The sequence below is a fragment of the Cupriavidus sp. 22TCCZM01-5 genome, assembly GCF_057798915.1.
Map to the genome: position 1 here is coordinate 26,131 of NZ_JBYOJR010000020.1, position 16,013 is coordinate 42,143.

Sequence of the window (16,013 nt, forward strand, 5' to 3'; positions counted from 1 at the left end):
CGCCGACACTCTTGTTTTCGTGCCTGGCCGTGCCCGGTCACACGTGCTGCGTCATTCCGGCCCCCGGTTGCGGACGCCGGCGTCAGTCAGGGCAAAGCCCGCCTGGTCCGCCTCGCGCGCCAGCGCGGGCAAGTCGACATAGTCGGCGGGCTGCACCGCGGCAAAGCGTGCCAGCCCCAGCATGGCCAGCAGCGCAGTGCCCGTTGTGCCCTCGTGCAGCGTCAGCAGCGCCGCACGCACGCGCTGGCACTCGTGCGGGTCCGCTTGCGCGGAGGCGACCAGCGGCGGGATCGGTGCGGCCGGGGTTACGTCCAGCGTCTTCAGTCGCGCCATAAGCACGGGCTCAAAGCGCCGCAGCAGGTCCAGCACATAGCTGTCGACCACGCCCACGTCGGCATGCCCGCCGATGACCGCGTCGATCACCTCGCGCGGGGTCGGCGTGGGCCGGGCAGTGGGCCGGTACAGTGCGCGCGTGCCCGACGGCGCCTGCCTCATTAGGTGGTGGCGCGGTGCGTTGTAGCCTGAGTTGGACTCCGGCAGCATGCATGCGAGCCGCCTGCCGAAGGACTGCGCCAGCGTCTGCACCGGAGCATCCGCGCGCACGATGAACTCGCTGAAGTAGACCGGACGCCCTTCGTAGCGCGCCAGCGCCGGCACCGGAGCGGCCAGCAACTGCGGCGCCACCGCGGCGCGGGCATAGGGATAGCCGCACATAAACACGCAGCCACAGTCCGGCCGCGCCCACAGCGCGCTGACCGGGGCCGGCGCGGCATGCTCAACATAGGGCAGTGCCACGCCGGCGCGCTCGGACACGTGCGCGAGCAGCGCGCGCCATGCCTGCTCCGCCAAGGCAGTGACCGAGTACATGCGAGCGTTGGCGATCATGCGTAGAGCAGCTTTTGGCCCAGGCCGCGCTGCTCGGCCTTCTTCAGGATCGCGTGGCCGAGCGCGATATCGCTCAGCGACAGCCCGCGGTGCCAGAACAGGTTGGTCTCGTCGTCGCTCTGGCGGCCCGGCTTGCGTCCGGCCACGATTTCGCCCAGCTCGGCATGGAGCGTCTGCTCCGACAGCTTGCCAGCTTCCACATGCGCGCGCAGCGAGCCGAACATCCCGCCCTTGCACTGGCCCCAGTCATCCACCACCATCTTCGTCATGATGTCGGTCAGCGAAAGCTCGACCGCGCTCATGGTGCCGTAAGGCACGACGAAGGCACCCGGTTTGATCCACTCCGTCTTCAGCATCGGCGTCGGGCGCTCCAGGCGCGAGGCCTCGACCACGATGTCGGCGCCGCGCACGCACGATTCCCAGTCTTCGGTAACCACGATCTTCTTGCCGAGATCGCGCTCCAGCCGCGCGGCGAAGGCATTGCGGCTTTCCGGGCGGCGCGAGTGCACGCGAATCTCGTCGAAGTCGAACAGGCTGTCCAGCAGGCGCACATTCCAGTAGGAGGTGCCGCGCGCGCCGATATGGGCCAGCACCTTACTGTTCCGGCGTGCCAGGTGCCTGGCGCCGAGCGCGGTAAGCGCGCCCGTGCGTGCATCAGTGATGAAGGTCGCGTCGACCATCGCCACCGGCATGCCGGTGCGCGGATCGAACAGGTTGAGCATTGCCATCTCCGACGGCAGGCCGAGCTTGTAGTTGTCGACGAAGTCGCCGACGATCTTGACGCCGGCCATCCCAAGCGGCGCAACGTAGCCGCGCAGCACATTGAAATGGCCGTTGAAGGCGGGATCCGGAATCAGGTGCACGCGCGGCTCGATCACGGTCTGCCCGTTGCCCTGCGCTACCAGCGCCTGCTCGACCGCGTCGAGGATTTCGGCCTCGGTCATTTCCAGCCGCGCGATGTCCTTGCCGTTGATATAGGTGAGATGGATGTCGCTCATACAGTCCCCTGCCTCCAAGATAAAAATGCCTGCACGCCGCAGGTGCGTCGCGCACCGGACTGCAGCCCAGCACTCACACTTCAGGTGCCTCGCGCCGCCGGTGTGCTCCGCCTCGGTGCAGCAGTTATCGGGTCGCTGCCCTGCGAGCAAAGCGTGTATCGATGGAATCCAGTGTAGGTATGGCGCCATTGACTGTCATATGCTTATATGTCCGCCAGCCTTAACATAAAGTTAATCCCATGAAAATGAACCTGCGCCAGATCGAGGTGTTCCGCGCGGTGATGCTGACCGGCTCGATCAGCGGCGCGTCCAAGTTGCTGTATGTGTCACAGCCCGCCATCAGCCGGCTGATGTCGCACACCGAGCAGCGGCTCGGACTGGAACTGTTCCGGCGCACCAAGGGCCGGCTCTACCCCACGCCGGAAGCGCGGCGCTTGCTGGGTGAAGTGAATGTGGTCTATGAAGGCATCGAGCGCGTCAACGAGATCGCCGAGGACCTCGCGGCCAATCGCACCGGCAGCCTGCGCATCACGTGCAGCCCTAACCTGGGCCAGACCGTGCTGCCGCGCGCCATTGCCAGCTTCCGCGCCGCGCACCCGGCGGTGCGCGTGGTGGTCCGTACGCAGATTCCGGGAAATATGCTGCGCGCACTACTATCGGGGCAGGTGGACCTGGCGGTGTCGAACATGCCGCTTGCGCACCCCAACCTGGAGGCACGCCTGCTGGTGAAGAACGCGATCGTCGCACTGGTCCCGGTGGGGCACCGCCTGGCCACGCGCAGTTGGGTACGCACGGCCGAGCTGATCGGCGAAGACCTGATCGGCTACGGACCGGATGTGCCGTTCGGGTTACTGGTGCATGAGATGTTCGGCAACGAGGGCAATCAGCCCGATATGCGGGTGCAGGTGGAGCAGGCGCATGTGGCGCGTGCGCTGGCGCAGGCCGGCGCCGGCATCGCGCTGGTCGATGCCATGACCGTCTTCGGCCAGAGCTGGCCCAATATCGTCGCGGTGCCGGTGCGCACCAAGGTCAATGCCTCGGTGCAGATTTTCCATGTGCAGACCGAACCGCTGTCGCGGCTGTCGCTGGAATTCGTCGATACGCTGACGGCGATGATGAAGCGCTAGCGGCGATGCCCTGAAGCCTCAGACCGTTGCCGCCTTGTCCAGCCAACGCATCAGTTGATCGGTCACCGCCGTGCCCGAAAACGAGCAGCTGTCTTGCGCGAAGACCGCCGACATCTCCATCCGACGCAGCAGTTCCTCCATCGCCTGGCCGAACACCGGAGGCAGCGTCAGCCCCGGGGCAGCCTCGCGCCACGCACGCACGAGGCCGTCGGCCGGCACCGAACCGGCCACATACTGATCCAGGGCCGTGCGCATACGCGCCAGTGCCTCCTGATTGGCTGCACTCATGAACGCACCCTCCTTTCCTTGTACAGTTCGCGGAACGTGCGGCCCGACGGCGCCGGCATGTCGCGGGTTTCGGTCCAGCCCTTGCCGGCCATCGGCAGGCTGGCAATCAGCTTGCTGTTGCCGCCCATGCGCGTCAGCAGGCGCGCGCCGACGCGGCTGGCGAAGGCATACAGCGCCGGGCGCTTTGCCACGTAGCCCCAAACCTGCAGCGCCAGTTTCTCCTGCCACGGCCGCAGTCCGCGCTCCAGCTGCTTTTCGCGCAGCTTGCGCAGCAGGTCCGAGAGGGGGATCGATGCCGGGCAGACGCGATTGCATTCGCCGCACAACGTCGCCGCCTGCGGCAGGTCCACCGCGTTGGCCAGGCCGACATAGCTAGGCGTCAGCACACTCCCCATCGGCCCCGGATAGACCCAGCCATACGCATGGCCGCCGATCTTCTGGTAGACCGGGCAATGGTTCATGCAGGCGCCGCAGCGGATGCAGCGCAGCATCTCCTGGAACTCGCCGCCGATCAGGCCGCTGCGGCCGCCGTCGACGAGCACGAAGTACATATGCTCGGGACCATCGCGCTCGCCTTCGGCACGCGGGCCGGTCAGCAGCGAAAAATAGTTCGAGATGGCCTGCCCAGTTGCCGAACGTGGCAGCAGCCGCATCACGGTCGCCAGGTCTTCCAGCGTCGGCAGCACCTTCTCGATGCCGGTGACTGCCACATGTACGCGCGGCATGACCGTGCACATGCCTTCATTGCCTTCGTTGGTGACCACCGCCACCGAACCGGTCTCGGCAATGATGAAGTTGCCGCCGGTCACGCCCATGTCGGCGGACAGGAATTCGGGGCGCAGCACTTCGCGGGCTTCGCGCGTCATTTCCGGGATATCGGTCAGGCGAGGCTTGTGGTGGACCTTCGCGAACAGGTCGGCGATCTCGTCCTTGTCCTTGTGCACCACCGGCGCAATGATGTGCGACGGCGGCTCGGAGTCATTGATCTGCAGGATGTATTCGCCGAGATCGGTCTCGATGCTCTGCACGCCCATCTCGCCGAGCACCTGGTTCAGCCGCATCTCCTCGGTCACCATCGACTTGCTCTTGATGACCTTCTTCACGCCGTGCTTCTGCGCGATCTCCGCGACCAGGCGCGCCGCATCGGCCGTGGTTTCGGCAAACAGCACCGTGGCGCCGCGGCGCGTGGCGTTTTCCTCGAAGGTGGCAAGCCAGACATCCAGGTTTTCCAGCGCGCGGTTGCGGCGCTCCTTGAGCGCGGCGCGCGTGGCGTCGAAATCGATGTCGCGGATGGCATCCGCGCGCGCCGTGACGAACTTGGTGGAGAGCTTCTTGAGGTTCTGCTGCAGGCGCTGGTCGGCCAGCTTCTGGCCGGCGCGCGCCTTGAATTCCATGCTGTGGACTTCCATCGTCGCGTCTCCGTTGCTCAGGCGTCGCCAGCCAGGACCTGTGCGATATGCAGCACGCGGGTCTGCGTATCGCCGCTGCGGCGCAGGCGGCCTTCGATATTGAGCATGCAGCCCAGGTCGCCCAGCACCACCGCATCGGCGCCGCTGGCCTTGATGTTGGCGCACTTCTCGTCGACGATGGCCGTCGAGATATTGCCGTACTTGACCGAAAAGGTGCCGCCGAAGCCGCAGCAGGCCTCGCAGTCCTTCATTTCGGTGAGCTGCACGCCGGGCAGCTTGCCCAGCAGTTCACGCGGCTGCGCCTTGACGCCCAGCTCGCGCAGGCCCGCGCACGAATCGTGATAGGTGACGTGGCCGGCGAATGTCGAATCGAGGTGTTCGATCTTTGCGACGTTGACGAGAAAATCCGTCAGCTCGAACACGCGTTCGCGCAGGCGTTCGTAGCGGCCGTTAAGTTCAGGATCATCGCGCAGCAGGTCGGCGTAATGCTGACGGATCATGCCACCGCAGCTACCGGACGGCACCACCACGTAGTCGAACATCTCGAACTCGCGCAGGAATTTCTCCGCCAGGTCGCGCGACACCGCGCGCTCGCCCGAGTTGTAGCTCGGCTGGCCGCAGCAGGTCTGGGCTTCGGGCACCATCACCTCGTAGCCGGCGCCTTCCAGCAGCTTCAGCACGGAGAAGCCGATCTCCGGGCGCATGAGGTCCACCAGGCAGGTGGCGAACAGGCCGACTCGCATTTGCTTTCTTTCTCCAGACCCCGAAACCCCGCAATTATGCGCGTTTTGCGCTGCCGGGTGGCGCACAAACCATTCAGGCATGCTGTGAATGCAGTCCAGGCCGCGTCACATCTCTTCGGACCTCCGACTAGAGGATTCTTACCGGAATGTCATTTCACCTATTGAAATTTTCACGATGCGAGATAGAATCAGGCAAACGCTTAATTTGCCGCAGGGCAACATTTTCCTATGTCAGACGCAGACAAGTCGCCTGGAAAGACATCGATCCAGGTCATTGAACGCATGATGACGCTGCTGGACGCACTCGCCCAGCACGCCGATCCGGTCAGCCTGAAAGAGCTATCGATATCTACCGGACTGCACCCTTCCACGGCCCACCGCATCCTCAATGACATGGTCGCGTGCCGCTTTGTCGACCGCTCCGACCCTGGCAGCTACCGGCTTGGCATGCGCCTGCTGGAACTTGGGAACCTGGTCAAGGCACGCCTGTCGGTTCGCGACGCGGCACTGGCGCCGATGCGAGCGCTGCACCGCGTGACCGGGCAGACGGTCAACCTGTCGGTGCGCCAGGGCGACGAGATCGTGTATATCGAGCGCGCCTACAGCGAGCGTTCCGGCATGCAGGTCGTGCGTGCCATCGGCGGCCGTGCGCCGCTGCACCTGACTTCGGTCGGCAAGCTGTTCCTGGCCGCAGACGAGTCCACGCGCGTGCGCAACTATGCCACGCGCACCGGCCTGGCCGGGCATACGCGCACCTCGATCACCGACCTGCCCAAGCTCGAGCGCGAACTCAGCTGGGTACGCACCAACGGCTACGCGCGCGACAACGAAGAACTGGAACTGGGCGTGCGCTGCATCGCCGCCGGCATCTACGATGATTCGCGCCGCCTGGTAGCGGGCCTGTCGCTGTCGGCGCCCGCCGACCGCCTGCAGGACAGCTGGTTGCAGAACCTGAAGGACACTGCGCTGCAGATTTCGCGCGGAATGGGCTACGTGGTCGAGTCCGAAGCCGCCTGATCCGGTTGTTACTGGCGGCGGGGCAATCCAGGCTCCGCCGCCGGGCTGGCCAATCACGGGCAACGACTTCAAGGGTTTACGCTTAGTTTTCAGATAACCTGCAAACTCTATAATCGGGCCGCCATGCGAACCCGAGCGATCACCCTGACCGAACAGGTCACCCGACAGTTGCGTACCGACATCGAGAACGGTATCTATTCCGTGGGCAATCGCCTGCCCACTGGGAGGCAACTGGCCGATCAGTATGGCGTCAGCGCCGCCGTGATCCGTGAAGTGACGGAGCATTTGCGCTCGCAGGGGTTCGTGCAGACACGCCAGGGCGTGGGCTGCACCGTGATTTCACGCACCGGCTCCGCCGGCTTCCAGCTGCCGCGCGAGCCCGACCTGGGCCGGACCGAGTTGGCCGACCTGTATGACCTGCGTATCGACCTGGAAAGCGCAGCCGCAGCGCTAGCCGCCACGCGGCGTAGCGCCGCCGACGTCGAAACCCTTTCCGCCCTACTGCAACGTCTGAAGGCGCATCTCTATGATGCCCAGCCGGCGGTCGACCTCGATGCTGCGTTCCATATCGGCATTGCCAGTGCCACGCATAACCCGTATTACCGGCAATTGCTGCAGTACATGAACCTGCAGCTCCATGAGGCTGTCGCCACCGCGCGCGCCAATACGCTGCTGCAAGCGCGCCTGCCCGAAGCCGTGCACAAGGAACACGAAGCCATCTTCGAAGCGATTCGCGAAGGCGATGCCAACGCAGCGCGCCAGGCGACCATCGTCCACCTGCAATGTGCGGCGCAGCGCCTGGGCCTGGCCCTGCGCCCCCGCGCAGTCCATCCCCGCCCTGAAAGCTGAAAGCGATCCATCCATGCAAGCCGCCAACCTGCCCCAGCGCCTCACCGAAGCCCTTGGTCCCGACACCGTGCTCACGCAGCCCGACGACATTGCACCGTGGTTGTCCGATTGGCGGGGCATCTACCGCGGCCAGGCCCAGGCGGTGGTCCGCCCGCGCACGGTCGACGAGGTCTCGCGCTGCCTGGCGTTATGCCAGCAGGCCGCGGCACCGGTCGTGCCGCGCGGTGGCAACACTGGCCTGTGCGGCGCGGCCACGCCTGACAACGGGGCGCAGAACGTTGTCCTGAGCCTGGATCGCATGCATGCGATCCGCTCGCTCGACACGATCGCCAACACCATGGTGGCGGAAGCCGGCTGCATCCTCGGCAACCTGCGGCGCGCCGCCGCCGACGCCAACCGCCTGCTGCCGCTGAGCCTGGCGGCAGAGGACTCGTGCCAGATCGGTGGCAACCTGGCCACGAATGCCGGCGGCGTCAATGTCGTGCGTTATGGCATGACGCGCGAACTGGTGCTCGGCGTCGAGGCCGTCATGCCCAACGGCGAGGTCTTCCATGGGCTGCGCACGCTGCGCAAGGACAACACTGGCTACGACCTCAAGCAGCTGCTGATCGGTTCGGAAGGCACGCTTGGCGTCATCACGGCCGCCGCACTGCGATTGTTCCCACGCACCGACACGCGCAGCGTCGTGCTGGCCGCAGTGGCATCACCGCAGCAGGCGCTGGAGCTGTACGCACTGCTGTTCGAGCAGTGCGGCGCGCGGCTGCAGGCTTTCGAATTCTTCACCGGCGCATGCCTGGACCTGGTCCTCGCGCATGCTGAAGGCGTACAGGAGCCTTTTGTCCAGCGCTATCCCGCCTATGTGCTGGTGGAACTGGCCGACACCGCGGAGGAAGACGCGCTCAACGCGCTGCTGGAACGCGTCATCGGCGAGGCGCTCGAGCGCGGCCTGTGCCTCGACGCCGCGGTGTCCGCCTCGCTGGCACAACTGCAGGCGCTGTGGAAACTGCGCGAAGAAATCTCCGAAGCGCAGCGTGCGGACGGGCCGCACCTGAAGCACGACGTATCGCTGCCGATCGAACAGATCCCGGCGTTCATGGTGTCGATGGAAGCGCGCCTGCGTACGCTGGATCCGGCCATCCGGCCGTTCGTCTTCGGGCACTTCGGCGATGGCAACCTGCACTACAACCTGTCGCGCCCGGCAGGCGCACCTAAGGACTGGGCGGCGGCGCACGAAGACACCGTGACCGGTACCGTGCTCGATGAAGTCATGCGCTACGGCGGCAGCATCAGCGCCGAACATGGCATCGGCCAGCTCAAGCGACATGCGTTCCTGCAGTACAAGGATCCCCTGGAACTGCGGCTGATGCGCGAGATCAAGCGCGCCTTTGACCCGGCCGGTATCATGAATCCGGGCAAGCTGCTCTGACGCGGCAAAACCCGTAAGAAGGTAAAGCCCCATAAAAAACGCGCCATGATTGGCGCGTTTTATTGTTGAGCGGGCGAAGTTCAGGTTCCGCGCGACGGCTGCGAAGCCAGGATCGCGCGTGCCCCGCCAGGCGTTTGCGTCATGTTCGGCGAGGGCGGGAAAGCGTGCGGCTGGGGCGCCGATGGCGGCGAGGTATGCTCCAGCCAGTCCCGGACGCGCGTGGCGTCAGCAAAGCGCGACAGCTTGCCTACGGAATCCAGGAACACCATCACCACATTGCGGCCGTTGACCTTGGCCTGCATGACCAGGCATTGGCCAGCCTCGGAAATGAAGCCGGTCTTCTGCAGGCCGATATCCCAGTTGCCACCGCGCACGAGGCGGTTGGTACTGACGTAGTGCTGCGTACGGCCCATCACACTGACTTCGTGCTCGGCCTGCGTCGAAAACTCGCGGATGGTTGGGTTGCGGTAGGCCGCATTGACCATGCGCGCGAGATCCATGGCGCTCGACACATTGCTGCTCGACAGGCCATTCGAGTCCACGAAGTGGCTGTCGTTCATGCCCAGTTCACGGGCCTTGCGGTTCATGGCCTGGACAAAGGCGGGAAGACCACCCGGATAGTTGCGGCCCAGCGCCGAAGCGGCGCGGTTCTCGGACGACATCAGCGCCAGCAGCAGCATTTCCTGGCGTGTGAGCTGCGTCCCGAAGCGCAGGCGCGAGCTGCTGTGCTTCTCGGTGTCCCTGTCTTCTTCCGTGATAGTCAGCGGCTCGTCCATCGGCAAGCGAGCATCCATCACCACCAGCGCGGTCATCAGCTTGGTGATCGACGCGATCGGCAGCACCGCGGTCGGATTCTTCTGGAACAGGACCTCATTCGTGTTTTGGTCCATCACGAGCGCGACGCTCGAGCGCAGGGCAAGCGCGTCTTCGGTATCGCGCAACCCCATGGCTTCACCCAGAGACGGCTTGGCCGGCGTGTAAACGGCACGCACCGGCGCGGCCCGATGCGAGGCCACGACCTGGCGTTTGCCGTTCTTCAGCACGATCACCTTGCGCGAAGAGGCTTCGGCCGTCGTGCTCTTACCACTTGCACTGGTTTTGGACGATTTTGCATGCTTTTTGGCAGGCTTCTCGGCAGATGTCGACTTGGTAGCCGCTTCAACCACGGGGGCGGCCAGCATCGAGGCAGATGCCAGCACGGCAACGGCCATGGCACTCATGGGCGTAAAGCCGAAAATTCTCGAAAAAATGGAATCAGACCGAAACATGATTCATTCAGCGCATCAGGATGGCGCTAGTTTAGGAAATTAAGAAATTGTTAGCAAGATTAAAGACTTACGGACGCAAGTTAAAGTTCGATTTGCAATCATTTCCACATGGCGGAATGATTGATCGAATTGTTGATCTTTCGTCACTCGCGTCATCACAGACGCCCCGCAAGCCACTACACTGCCGAGGCAGTGCCGCAAGCGGCAATCTTCCTTCGTATATCGGCGCGTATCGTTACACATTGATACACCTCTAACTATGAGAGGAAACGCGCAAACCCACTAACTGGTTCACGTTCCGTGCTAAGTCGGTTTTCAATCGCCTCCGGATCCGCATAGCCAAGCGACATCCCGCACACCACCATCTCCTCGCCGGGCAGACGCAGGTGATCGCCAATGATCTTGTGAAACTGCGTGAACGCGGCCTGCGGGCAGGTGTCGAGTCCGCGCGCCCTGGCGGCAACCATGATGCTCTGCAGAAACATGCCGTAGTCGAGCCAGCTACCGAGTTCCATAATCCGGTCGATCGTGAAGATCATGCCGACCGGTGCGTCGAAGAAGCGGAAATTGCGCGCATGCTGTTCATGCATGCGCGCCTTGTCCTCGCGGCTGATCTCAAGCAGGCCGTAGAGATCCCAGCCCACCTTGCGGCGCCGATCCAGGTAGGGGTTCACCCATGAGCGCGGGTAGTACGGATACTCTTCCAGGTACTTGCTGTCGCGCTCGGGGTCTTCATAGGCGGTCAGCAGGTCGGCGCACAGCCGGGCCTTGGCGTCACCCGCCAGCACATAGACGCGCCATGGTTGCGTGTTGGTGCCTGACGGCGCGCGGCTGGCGACGGCGAGTATCTCTTCCACCATCTCGCGCGGCACCGGCGTTTCCAGGAACGCCCGGACCGAACGGCGCGTGAGGATAGCACGGTCGACGCAGTCAACCGCCTGCTGCGAAGCAGCCCCGGCGGCCACTTGCATGCCAGCTTGCGTGTCCTGCGACATCTTGCCTACCTCCAATCACGCCTCGCCCTGCGCTTGCGCGCCAGGCACCGTCAGGGGCTGCAGCGCGCGGCGCAGCGGCTCGGGCAGGGGCACCGGGCGACGCGTGACGCGATCGACATAGACGTGGACAAAATGCCCCTGTGCCGCCGCGATCTCGCTGTCCCCGCTGAACAGCCCTACCTCATAGCGTACGCTGCTCGTTCCCAGCCGCGCCACGCGCAAGCCCGCCGTGACCGTGTCCGGAAAGCTCAGTGATGAGAAGTAGTTGCACTGCGTCTCGATCACCAGCCCGATCGTGCTGCCTGCTTCAAAGTCGAGCACGCCTTGCCGGATCAGGTACGAATTCACGACGGTATCAAAATAACTGTAGTAGACAACGTTGTTCACGTGGCCATAGACATCGTTATCCATCCAACGCGTTGTGATGGCCAGGAAGTGCGGATAGGCACTGCGGTGCTCGGCTTGCGGTTTCATGGGCACGTTGCGGAACAGGAATGAAGGAAATACGCGAAACGGCTAGCGCCGGATGACCAGGGCGACACCCGCCGCTGCCAGGGCCATGCCGGAGGCCGCCAGCGGCGGAAAGTGCTCACCGAACAGCAGCCATGCCATCACGGCCGTGGTGGGCGGTGTCAGGTACATGAGGCTGGAGACGCGCGTGGCGGCGCCCTGCCGGATCAGCAGGAACAGCAGCGAGATGGCTCCGATCGACAGCGCGACCACAGACCAGGCGAGCGCGCCGGCCATCTCGGCATTCCAGTCCACGTGGCGGGTCTCGAACAGGAACATGAACGGCACGCAAGCCAGCGCCGATGCCGCGAACTGGATCACCGAGCCCATGCGCAGATCGAACACCGCGCAGAAGCGCTTCTGGTACAGCGTGCCGAAGGTGATGCTGAGCAACGCTCCACCCGCGAGCAGCACGCTGGCCGTGGACAGTCCGCTGGTGCTGAGCTTGTTCGCCACCACGAGCCCGACTCCCACTATGCCAAGCAGCAGCCCCAGCCACTGGCGCATGCTGATGCGCTCACCCAGGCGCGCGGATATCAGCGCGGTCAGGATGGGTTGCATCCCGACGATCAGTGCCGACATGCCGGCTGGCATGCCCAGCTTGACGGCAGCCCATACGCCGCCGAGATAACCCGTCTGCAGGAACAGCCCCGCTATCGCGATATGGCCGACCATGCGCCGGTCGGTACGCCCGTCCCGTTGCGGCAACGGCACGCGGGCCAGCCACACGAAGGGCACCATGAGCGCCAGCACGCCAACGAAGCGCAGGAACAGGAACGTCATCGGCTCGGCATGCGGCATGCCATACCTGGCAACAATAAATCCGGTGCTCCAGATCAGCACAAAGAGCCAGGGCATGCTGGCCGTCCAGAGCGCCCGCCGCGCGCTTGCCCCCATCTCTCCCGCCGCCATGCTCATGACGCCACCACGCGCGCCGCCGCGGCGCCATCCAGTGCGTAGCGCGCGTGATAGCGGGCAGCCAGGCCGACAGTCTGCGCATGCACCGCGACCGTATCTTCAATCCGGTTGCCGTAGCCGCCGGCCATGGCCACTGCGACCGGAAGCCGACGGGACAGCGCCGCCTCGAACACCATGGCATCGCGCCGGGCCAGGCCTGCCATGGACAGCTTCAGACGCCCGAGACGGTCGCCCTCATGCGGGTCCGCACCGGCCAGGTAGATCAGCAGGTCCGGAGCAAAGCGATCGAAAAGCTTGTCCAGCGCCGCCTGCAGTGCTGCGGCATAGGCATCGTCGCCGCAGCCATCCGGCAGCCCGACGTCGAGGTCGCTCGCCTCCTTGCGAAACGGATAGTTCTTCTCCCCATGCAGCGACAGGGTGAAGACGGTCGGATCCGCCTGCAGGATGGAAGCCGTGCCATTTCCCTGGTGCACGTCGAGATCGATCACCGCCACATGCCGCACCCGGCCGTCGCGCTGCAATACGCGCGCGGCAATGGCGGCGTCATTGAAGACGCAGAAACCGCCGCCTTTATCGGCATAGGCATGATGGGTGCCCCCCGCCAGGTTCACGGCAATGCTCTCGCCCATTGCCGCGCGGCAGGCTTCGATGGTCGCCCCGGCGGAGCGGCGCGAGCGCTCGACCATCGCCGCTGACCAGGGGAACCCGATCTCGCGCTGGCGCGCCGCGTCAAGCGTGCCGGCGGATGCATCGGCCACGTACGCGGCCGTATGGGCGAGAAGCAGCGCGTCGTCCCCCGCACGTGGCGCTTCGCGAAACTCCAGGCCCGGTACGCCGGCCACGGCTTCACGCAGCATGCTGTACTTGCGCATCGGGAAGCGATGGTCCGGCGGCAGAGGCAGCACGAAGTGGTCAGCGTAGTAGGCAAGCATGGGTGGAGCGAGAAGTTCGTTCTTGTTGTCGGCGCGACCCTTGCTTAGTCAAGCGTCGGCAGCTTGCGATGGTAGCACTGCTGGAAACCCATGTGCTGGGGCCTGGGTCATGGCGATTTCTGCACATTTCCAGATGACTGCACACTCATTTTGTGCGACGCACAAAAACTTCTTGACACAGGCCTGGCTTTCCCTAGAATTGCAATTGTTGCGGCGCACCAAAGCGACAGCACAAGCGCCCTGACCTTAATCCCTACGCCTGGGCCAGCCGACACGGAACGGTTTTCCGTCACGGTCCTGACATCTAGGCGGCTTAATTTGCTTGACCTTGAAGTTCACCACTGGAGACCAGCAATGATCCTCACCCCGGAACAAGTCGCAGCAGCGCAAAAAGCCAACCTGGAAACGCTGTTTGGCCTGACCACCAAGGCTTTTGAAGGCGTCGAGAAGCTCGTCGAACTGAACCTGCAGGTCGTCAAGACCACCTTCGCCGAAAACGTCGACAACGCCAAGAAGGCACTGTCCGCCAAGGATGCCCAGGAACTGCTGGCCATCCAGGCTTCGCTGGTGCAGCCGGTCGCTGAAAAGACCCTGGCCTACACCCGCCACCTGTACGAAATCGCTTCGGAAACCCAGAGCGAATTCACCAAGGTCGCCGAAGCCCAGCTGGCTGAAGGCTCGAAGAAGGTGCAGGCCCTGGTCGACAACTTCGCCAAGAACGCACCGGCCGGTTCGGAATCGACCGTGGCTATCGTGAAGTCGGCCATCTCGGCTGCCAACAACGCCTACGAGTCGGTCCAGAAGGCCACCAAGCAGGCTGTTGAAATCGCCGAAAGCAACTTCCAGGCTGCCGCCAGCGCCGCCAGCAAGGCTGCCCAGCAGGCCAGCGCCACGGCCCGCAGCGCCGCCGCCAAGAAGACGACCGCTGCCTGATAGCAAGCACGTCTGAAAGGTAGTACCAACGACCGGCTCTGCGCCGGTCCGTTGGCAAAGCGCACCGCCGCACGGCGCGCTTTGCCAACGATGATGGCGGCAACACACAACGCAGATTTGCCGCATCGCGTACCAGTGTCTCCTCGGTACCGCGGTCTCCTTGTCCAAAGGTATCGTTAAGCCCGGCCCTCGAGGTCGGGTTTTTTTTGCCCCTCTCCACCGACCTCTGACCTGCGCGAACGCCCGATAAAGGTCACGCCGCAGCGTTCTCCTTGCCCAATGCCGGAGCGGGCGACTATCGTTACGAAGGTGCAGCCCGCGGCATTCTGGCCTGCCAGGCCTGCGCGGCGCAGCGCTTGCGCAACGCAACAGCGTCAAGGAGAACCCATGAAGACGCAGCGCCACATCACGACCTATATCGTCATCGCGATGATCCTTGGCGGCGTGGTCGGCTACGCCTGTCATGTCGCGTTTCCCGATCCCAAGCTGGCGAAAGAGATCGCGGGCTACATCTCGATCATCACCGACGTATTCCTGCGGCTGATCAAGATGATCATCGCTCCGCTCGTCTTCTCGACGCTGGTCATGGGCATTGCGCATATGGGCGATGCCAGTACAGTCGGCCGCGTCGGCATCAAGGCGATGGCGTGGTTCATCACGGCCTCGCTTGTATCGCTGACGCTGGGACTGATCATGGCCACCATGCTCCAGCCGGGCGTCAACATCGGCCTGCCGCTGCCCGATGTCGGCTCCGCGACCAATCTCAAGACCAATGCCTTCACGCTGAAGGATTTCATCGCCCACCTGGTGCCCAAGTCCGTGGCCGAGGCCATGGCCAACAACGAGATCCTGCAGATCGTGGTGTTCTCGATCTTCTTTGGCACCGCCATTGCCACGCTGGGCGAACACGGCAAGCGCATGGCCGGCGTGATCGAGGACCTCGCGCAGATCATGCTCAAGATCACCGGTGCGGTGATGTGGCTGGCGCCGATTGCCGTGTTCGCCGCCATTGCGTCGACGGTGACGACGCAAGGCCTTGGCATCCTCCTGACCTTCGCCAAGTTCATGGGCAGCTTCTATCTTGCCCTGTTCGTGCTCTGGGCATTGCTGGCGCTCGCCGGCTTCGTGTTCCTGGGCAGGCGGATCGTCACGCTGATCAAGCTGATCCGCGAGCCGTTCCTGCTGTCGTTCTCTACCGCAAGCTCCGAAGCCGCATACCCGAAGCTGCTCGACGCGCTCGACAAGTTCGGCGTCAACCGGAAGATCTCCAGCTTCGTGCTGCCGCTGGGCTACTCCTTCAACCTGGACGGGTCGATGATGTACTGCACGTTCGCCGTGCTGTTCATTGCACAGGCCTATGACATCCACTTGCCGCTGGGCACGCAGATCACGATGCTCTTGCTGCTGATGCTCACGTCCAAGGGCATGGCCGGCGTGCCGCGTGCATCGCTTGTGGTGATTGCGGCGACGCTGAACCAGTTCAATATTCCGGAAGCCGGCCTGCTGCTGATCATGGGGGTGGACCAGTTCCTCGACATGGGCCGTTCGGCGACCAATGCGGTGGGTAATTCGATCGCCTCCGCCGTCGTTGCCAAGTGGGAAGGCCAGCTCGCCAGCGAATCGACGCTCGATACCGACGACCAGGGCGGCGTCGGTGGCATGGACGGAGAACGCGAGCCGGTGCCCAAGCCAGAGACCGCGCGTGCGTAAGCGGT

The 16,013-nt window shown here is 64.2% G+C and carries 16 protein-coding genes; 6 read left to right on the plus strand and 10 right to left on the minus strand.

Annotated features, from left to right (window positions below):
* Positions 1 to 51: 51 nt before the first annotated feature.
* Together AC3FNH_RS18845 and AC3FNH_RS18850 are read right to left on the minus strand one after the other, a co-directional pair.
* A complete protein-coding gene (locus AC3FNH_RS18845) occupies positions 52 to 885 on the minus strand; it encodes a phosphate/phosphite/phosphonate ABC transporter substrate-binding protein (RefSeq protein WP_488721159.1) in 834 nt (277 codons plus the stop codon).
* The gene (locus AC3FNH_RS18850) at positions 882 to 1,883 is read right to left on the minus strand and encodes an ornithine cyclodeaminase family protein (RefSeq protein ID WP_488721160.1); all 1,002 of its coding nucleotides are present in this window, start codon (positions 1,881 to 1,883) and stop codon (positions 882 to 884) included. The genes AC3FNH_RS18845 and AC3FNH_RS18850 overlap by 4 nt, the downstream gene beginning before the upstream one ends.
* A 239-nt stretch (positions 1,884 to 2,122) precedes the next feature.
* On the opposite strand from AC3FNH_RS18850, the gene AC3FNH_RS18855 reads away from it, so the two are divergent.
* Entirely contained in the window at positions 2,123 to 3,010 is an 888-nt protein-coding gene (locus AC3FNH_RS18855; protein ID WP_488721161.1) for a LysR family transcriptional regulator, read from the plus strand.
* Positions 3,011 to 3,028: 18 nt separating this feature from the next.
* On the opposite strand, the gene AC3FNH_RS18860 is transcribed toward AC3FNH_RS18855, so the two are convergent.
* Genes AC3FNH_RS18860 through AC3FNH_RS18870 form a run of 3 tightly spaced genes read right to left on the minus strand, consistent with a single transcriptional unit; the run spans position 3,029 to position 5,450 of the window.
* Complete coding sequence (locus AC3FNH_RS18860; RefSeq protein ID WP_488721162.1) at positions 3,029 to 3,298, minus strand: hypothetical protein; 270 nt, start codon at positions 3,296 to 3,298, stop codon at positions 3,029 to 3,031.
* A complete protein-coding gene (locus AC3FNH_RS18865; RefSeq protein WP_488721163.1) occupies positions 3,295 to 4,707 on the minus strand; it encodes a LutB/LldF family L-lactate oxidation iron-sulfur protein in 1,413 nt (470 codons plus the stop codon). Before AC3FNH_RS18865 ends, AC3FNH_RS18860 begins: the two co-directional genes overlap by 4 nt.
* 17 nt (positions 4,708 to 4,724) lie before the next feature.
* Entirely contained in the window at positions 4,725 to 5,450 is a 726-nt protein-coding gene (locus tag AC3FNH_RS18870; RefSeq protein WP_276097627.1) for a (Fe-S)-binding protein, read from the minus strand.
* 228 nt (positions 5,451 to 5,678) lie between these two features.
* Here AC3FNH_RS18870 and AC3FNH_RS18875 point away from each other — a divergent pair, with 228 nt between their 5' ends.
* The 3 genes from AC3FNH_RS18875 (at position 5,679) to AC3FNH_RS18885 (ending at position 8,742) form a co-directional block, all read left to right on the plus strand.
* On the plus strand, positions 5,679 to 6,467 hold the full coding sequence (locus AC3FNH_RS18875; RefSeq protein WP_276097628.1) for an IclR family transcriptional regulator: 789 nt from the start codon (positions 5,679 to 5,681) through the stop codon (positions 6,465 to 6,467).
* Between the two features lie 123 nt (positions 6,468 to 6,590).
* A complete protein-coding gene (locus tag AC3FNH_RS18880; protein ID WP_488721164.1) occupies positions 6,591 to 7,316 on the plus strand; it encodes a FadR/GntR family transcriptional regulator in 726 nt (241 codons plus the stop codon).
* A 13-nt stretch (positions 7,317 to 7,329) separates the two neighbouring features.
* On the plus strand, positions 7,330 to 8,742 hold the full coding sequence (locus AC3FNH_RS18885; RefSeq protein WP_488721165.1) for an FAD-binding oxidoreductase: 1,413 nt from the start codon (positions 7,330 to 7,332) through the stop codon (positions 8,740 to 8,742).
* An 80-nt stretch (positions 8,743 to 8,822) separates the two neighbouring features.
* Here AC3FNH_RS18885 and pbpG read toward each other — a convergent pair whose 3' ends face one another.
* The 5 genes from pbpG to AC3FNH_RS18910 all read right to left on the minus strand — a co-directional run bounded on the left by pbpG (position 8,823) and on the right by AC3FNH_RS18910 (position 13,365).
* Positions 8,823 to 9,962, minus strand: coding sequence for a D-alanyl-D-alanine endopeptidase (gene pbpG, locus AC3FNH_RS18890; protein WP_488721166.1), 1,140 nt, complete (start codon positions 9,960 to 9,962; stop codon positions 8,823 to 8,825).
* Between the two features lie 305 nt (positions 9,963 to 10,267).
* Positions 10,268 to 10,981: a nitroreductase gene (locus AC3FNH_RS18895; RefSeq protein WP_276100740.1), complete on the minus strand. Its 714-nt coding sequence runs from the start codon at positions 10,979 to 10,981 to the stop codon at positions 10,268 to 10,270.
* Between the two features lie 39 nt (positions 10,982 to 11,020).
* Complete coding sequence (locus AC3FNH_RS18900) at positions 11,021 to 11,479, minus strand: acyl-CoA thioesterase (RefSeq protein WP_488721167.1); 459 nt, start codon at positions 11,477 to 11,479, stop codon at positions 11,021 to 11,023.
* A gap of 42 nt (positions 11,480 to 11,521) precedes the next feature.
* Positions 11,522 to 12,433 (minus strand): DMT family transporter, encoded by a 912-nt coding sequence (locus AC3FNH_RS18905; protein WP_276097633.1) that lies wholly within the window; start codon positions 12,431 to 12,433, stop codon positions 11,522 to 11,524.
* Positions 12,430 to 13,365 carry a histone deacetylase family protein gene (locus tag AC3FNH_RS18910; protein ID WP_488721168.1) on the minus strand — a complete coding sequence of 312 codons (936 nt, stop codon included), beginning with the start codon at positions 13,363 to 13,365 and terminating at the stop codon, positions 12,430 to 12,432. The genes AC3FNH_RS18905 and AC3FNH_RS18910 overlap by 4 nt, the downstream gene beginning before the upstream one ends.
* A gap of 354 nt (positions 13,366 to 13,719) precedes the next feature.
* Here AC3FNH_RS18910 and phaP1 point away from each other — a divergent pair, with 354 nt between their 5' ends.
* A complete protein-coding gene (phaP1, locus tag AC3FNH_RS18915; RefSeq protein ID WP_488721169.1) occupies positions 13,720 to 14,298 on the plus strand; it encodes a TIGR01841 family phasin PhaP1 in 579 nt (192 codons plus the stop codon).
* A gap of 387 nt (positions 14,299 to 14,685) precedes the next feature.
* Positions 14,686 to 16,008, plus strand: a complete 1,323-nt coding sequence (locus AC3FNH_RS18920) for a dicarboxylate/amino acid:cation symporter (RefSeq protein WP_276097636.1) — start codon at positions 14,686 to 14,688, stop codon at positions 16,006 to 16,008.
* The last annotated feature ends 5 nt before the right edge of the window (positions 16,009 to 16,013 follow it).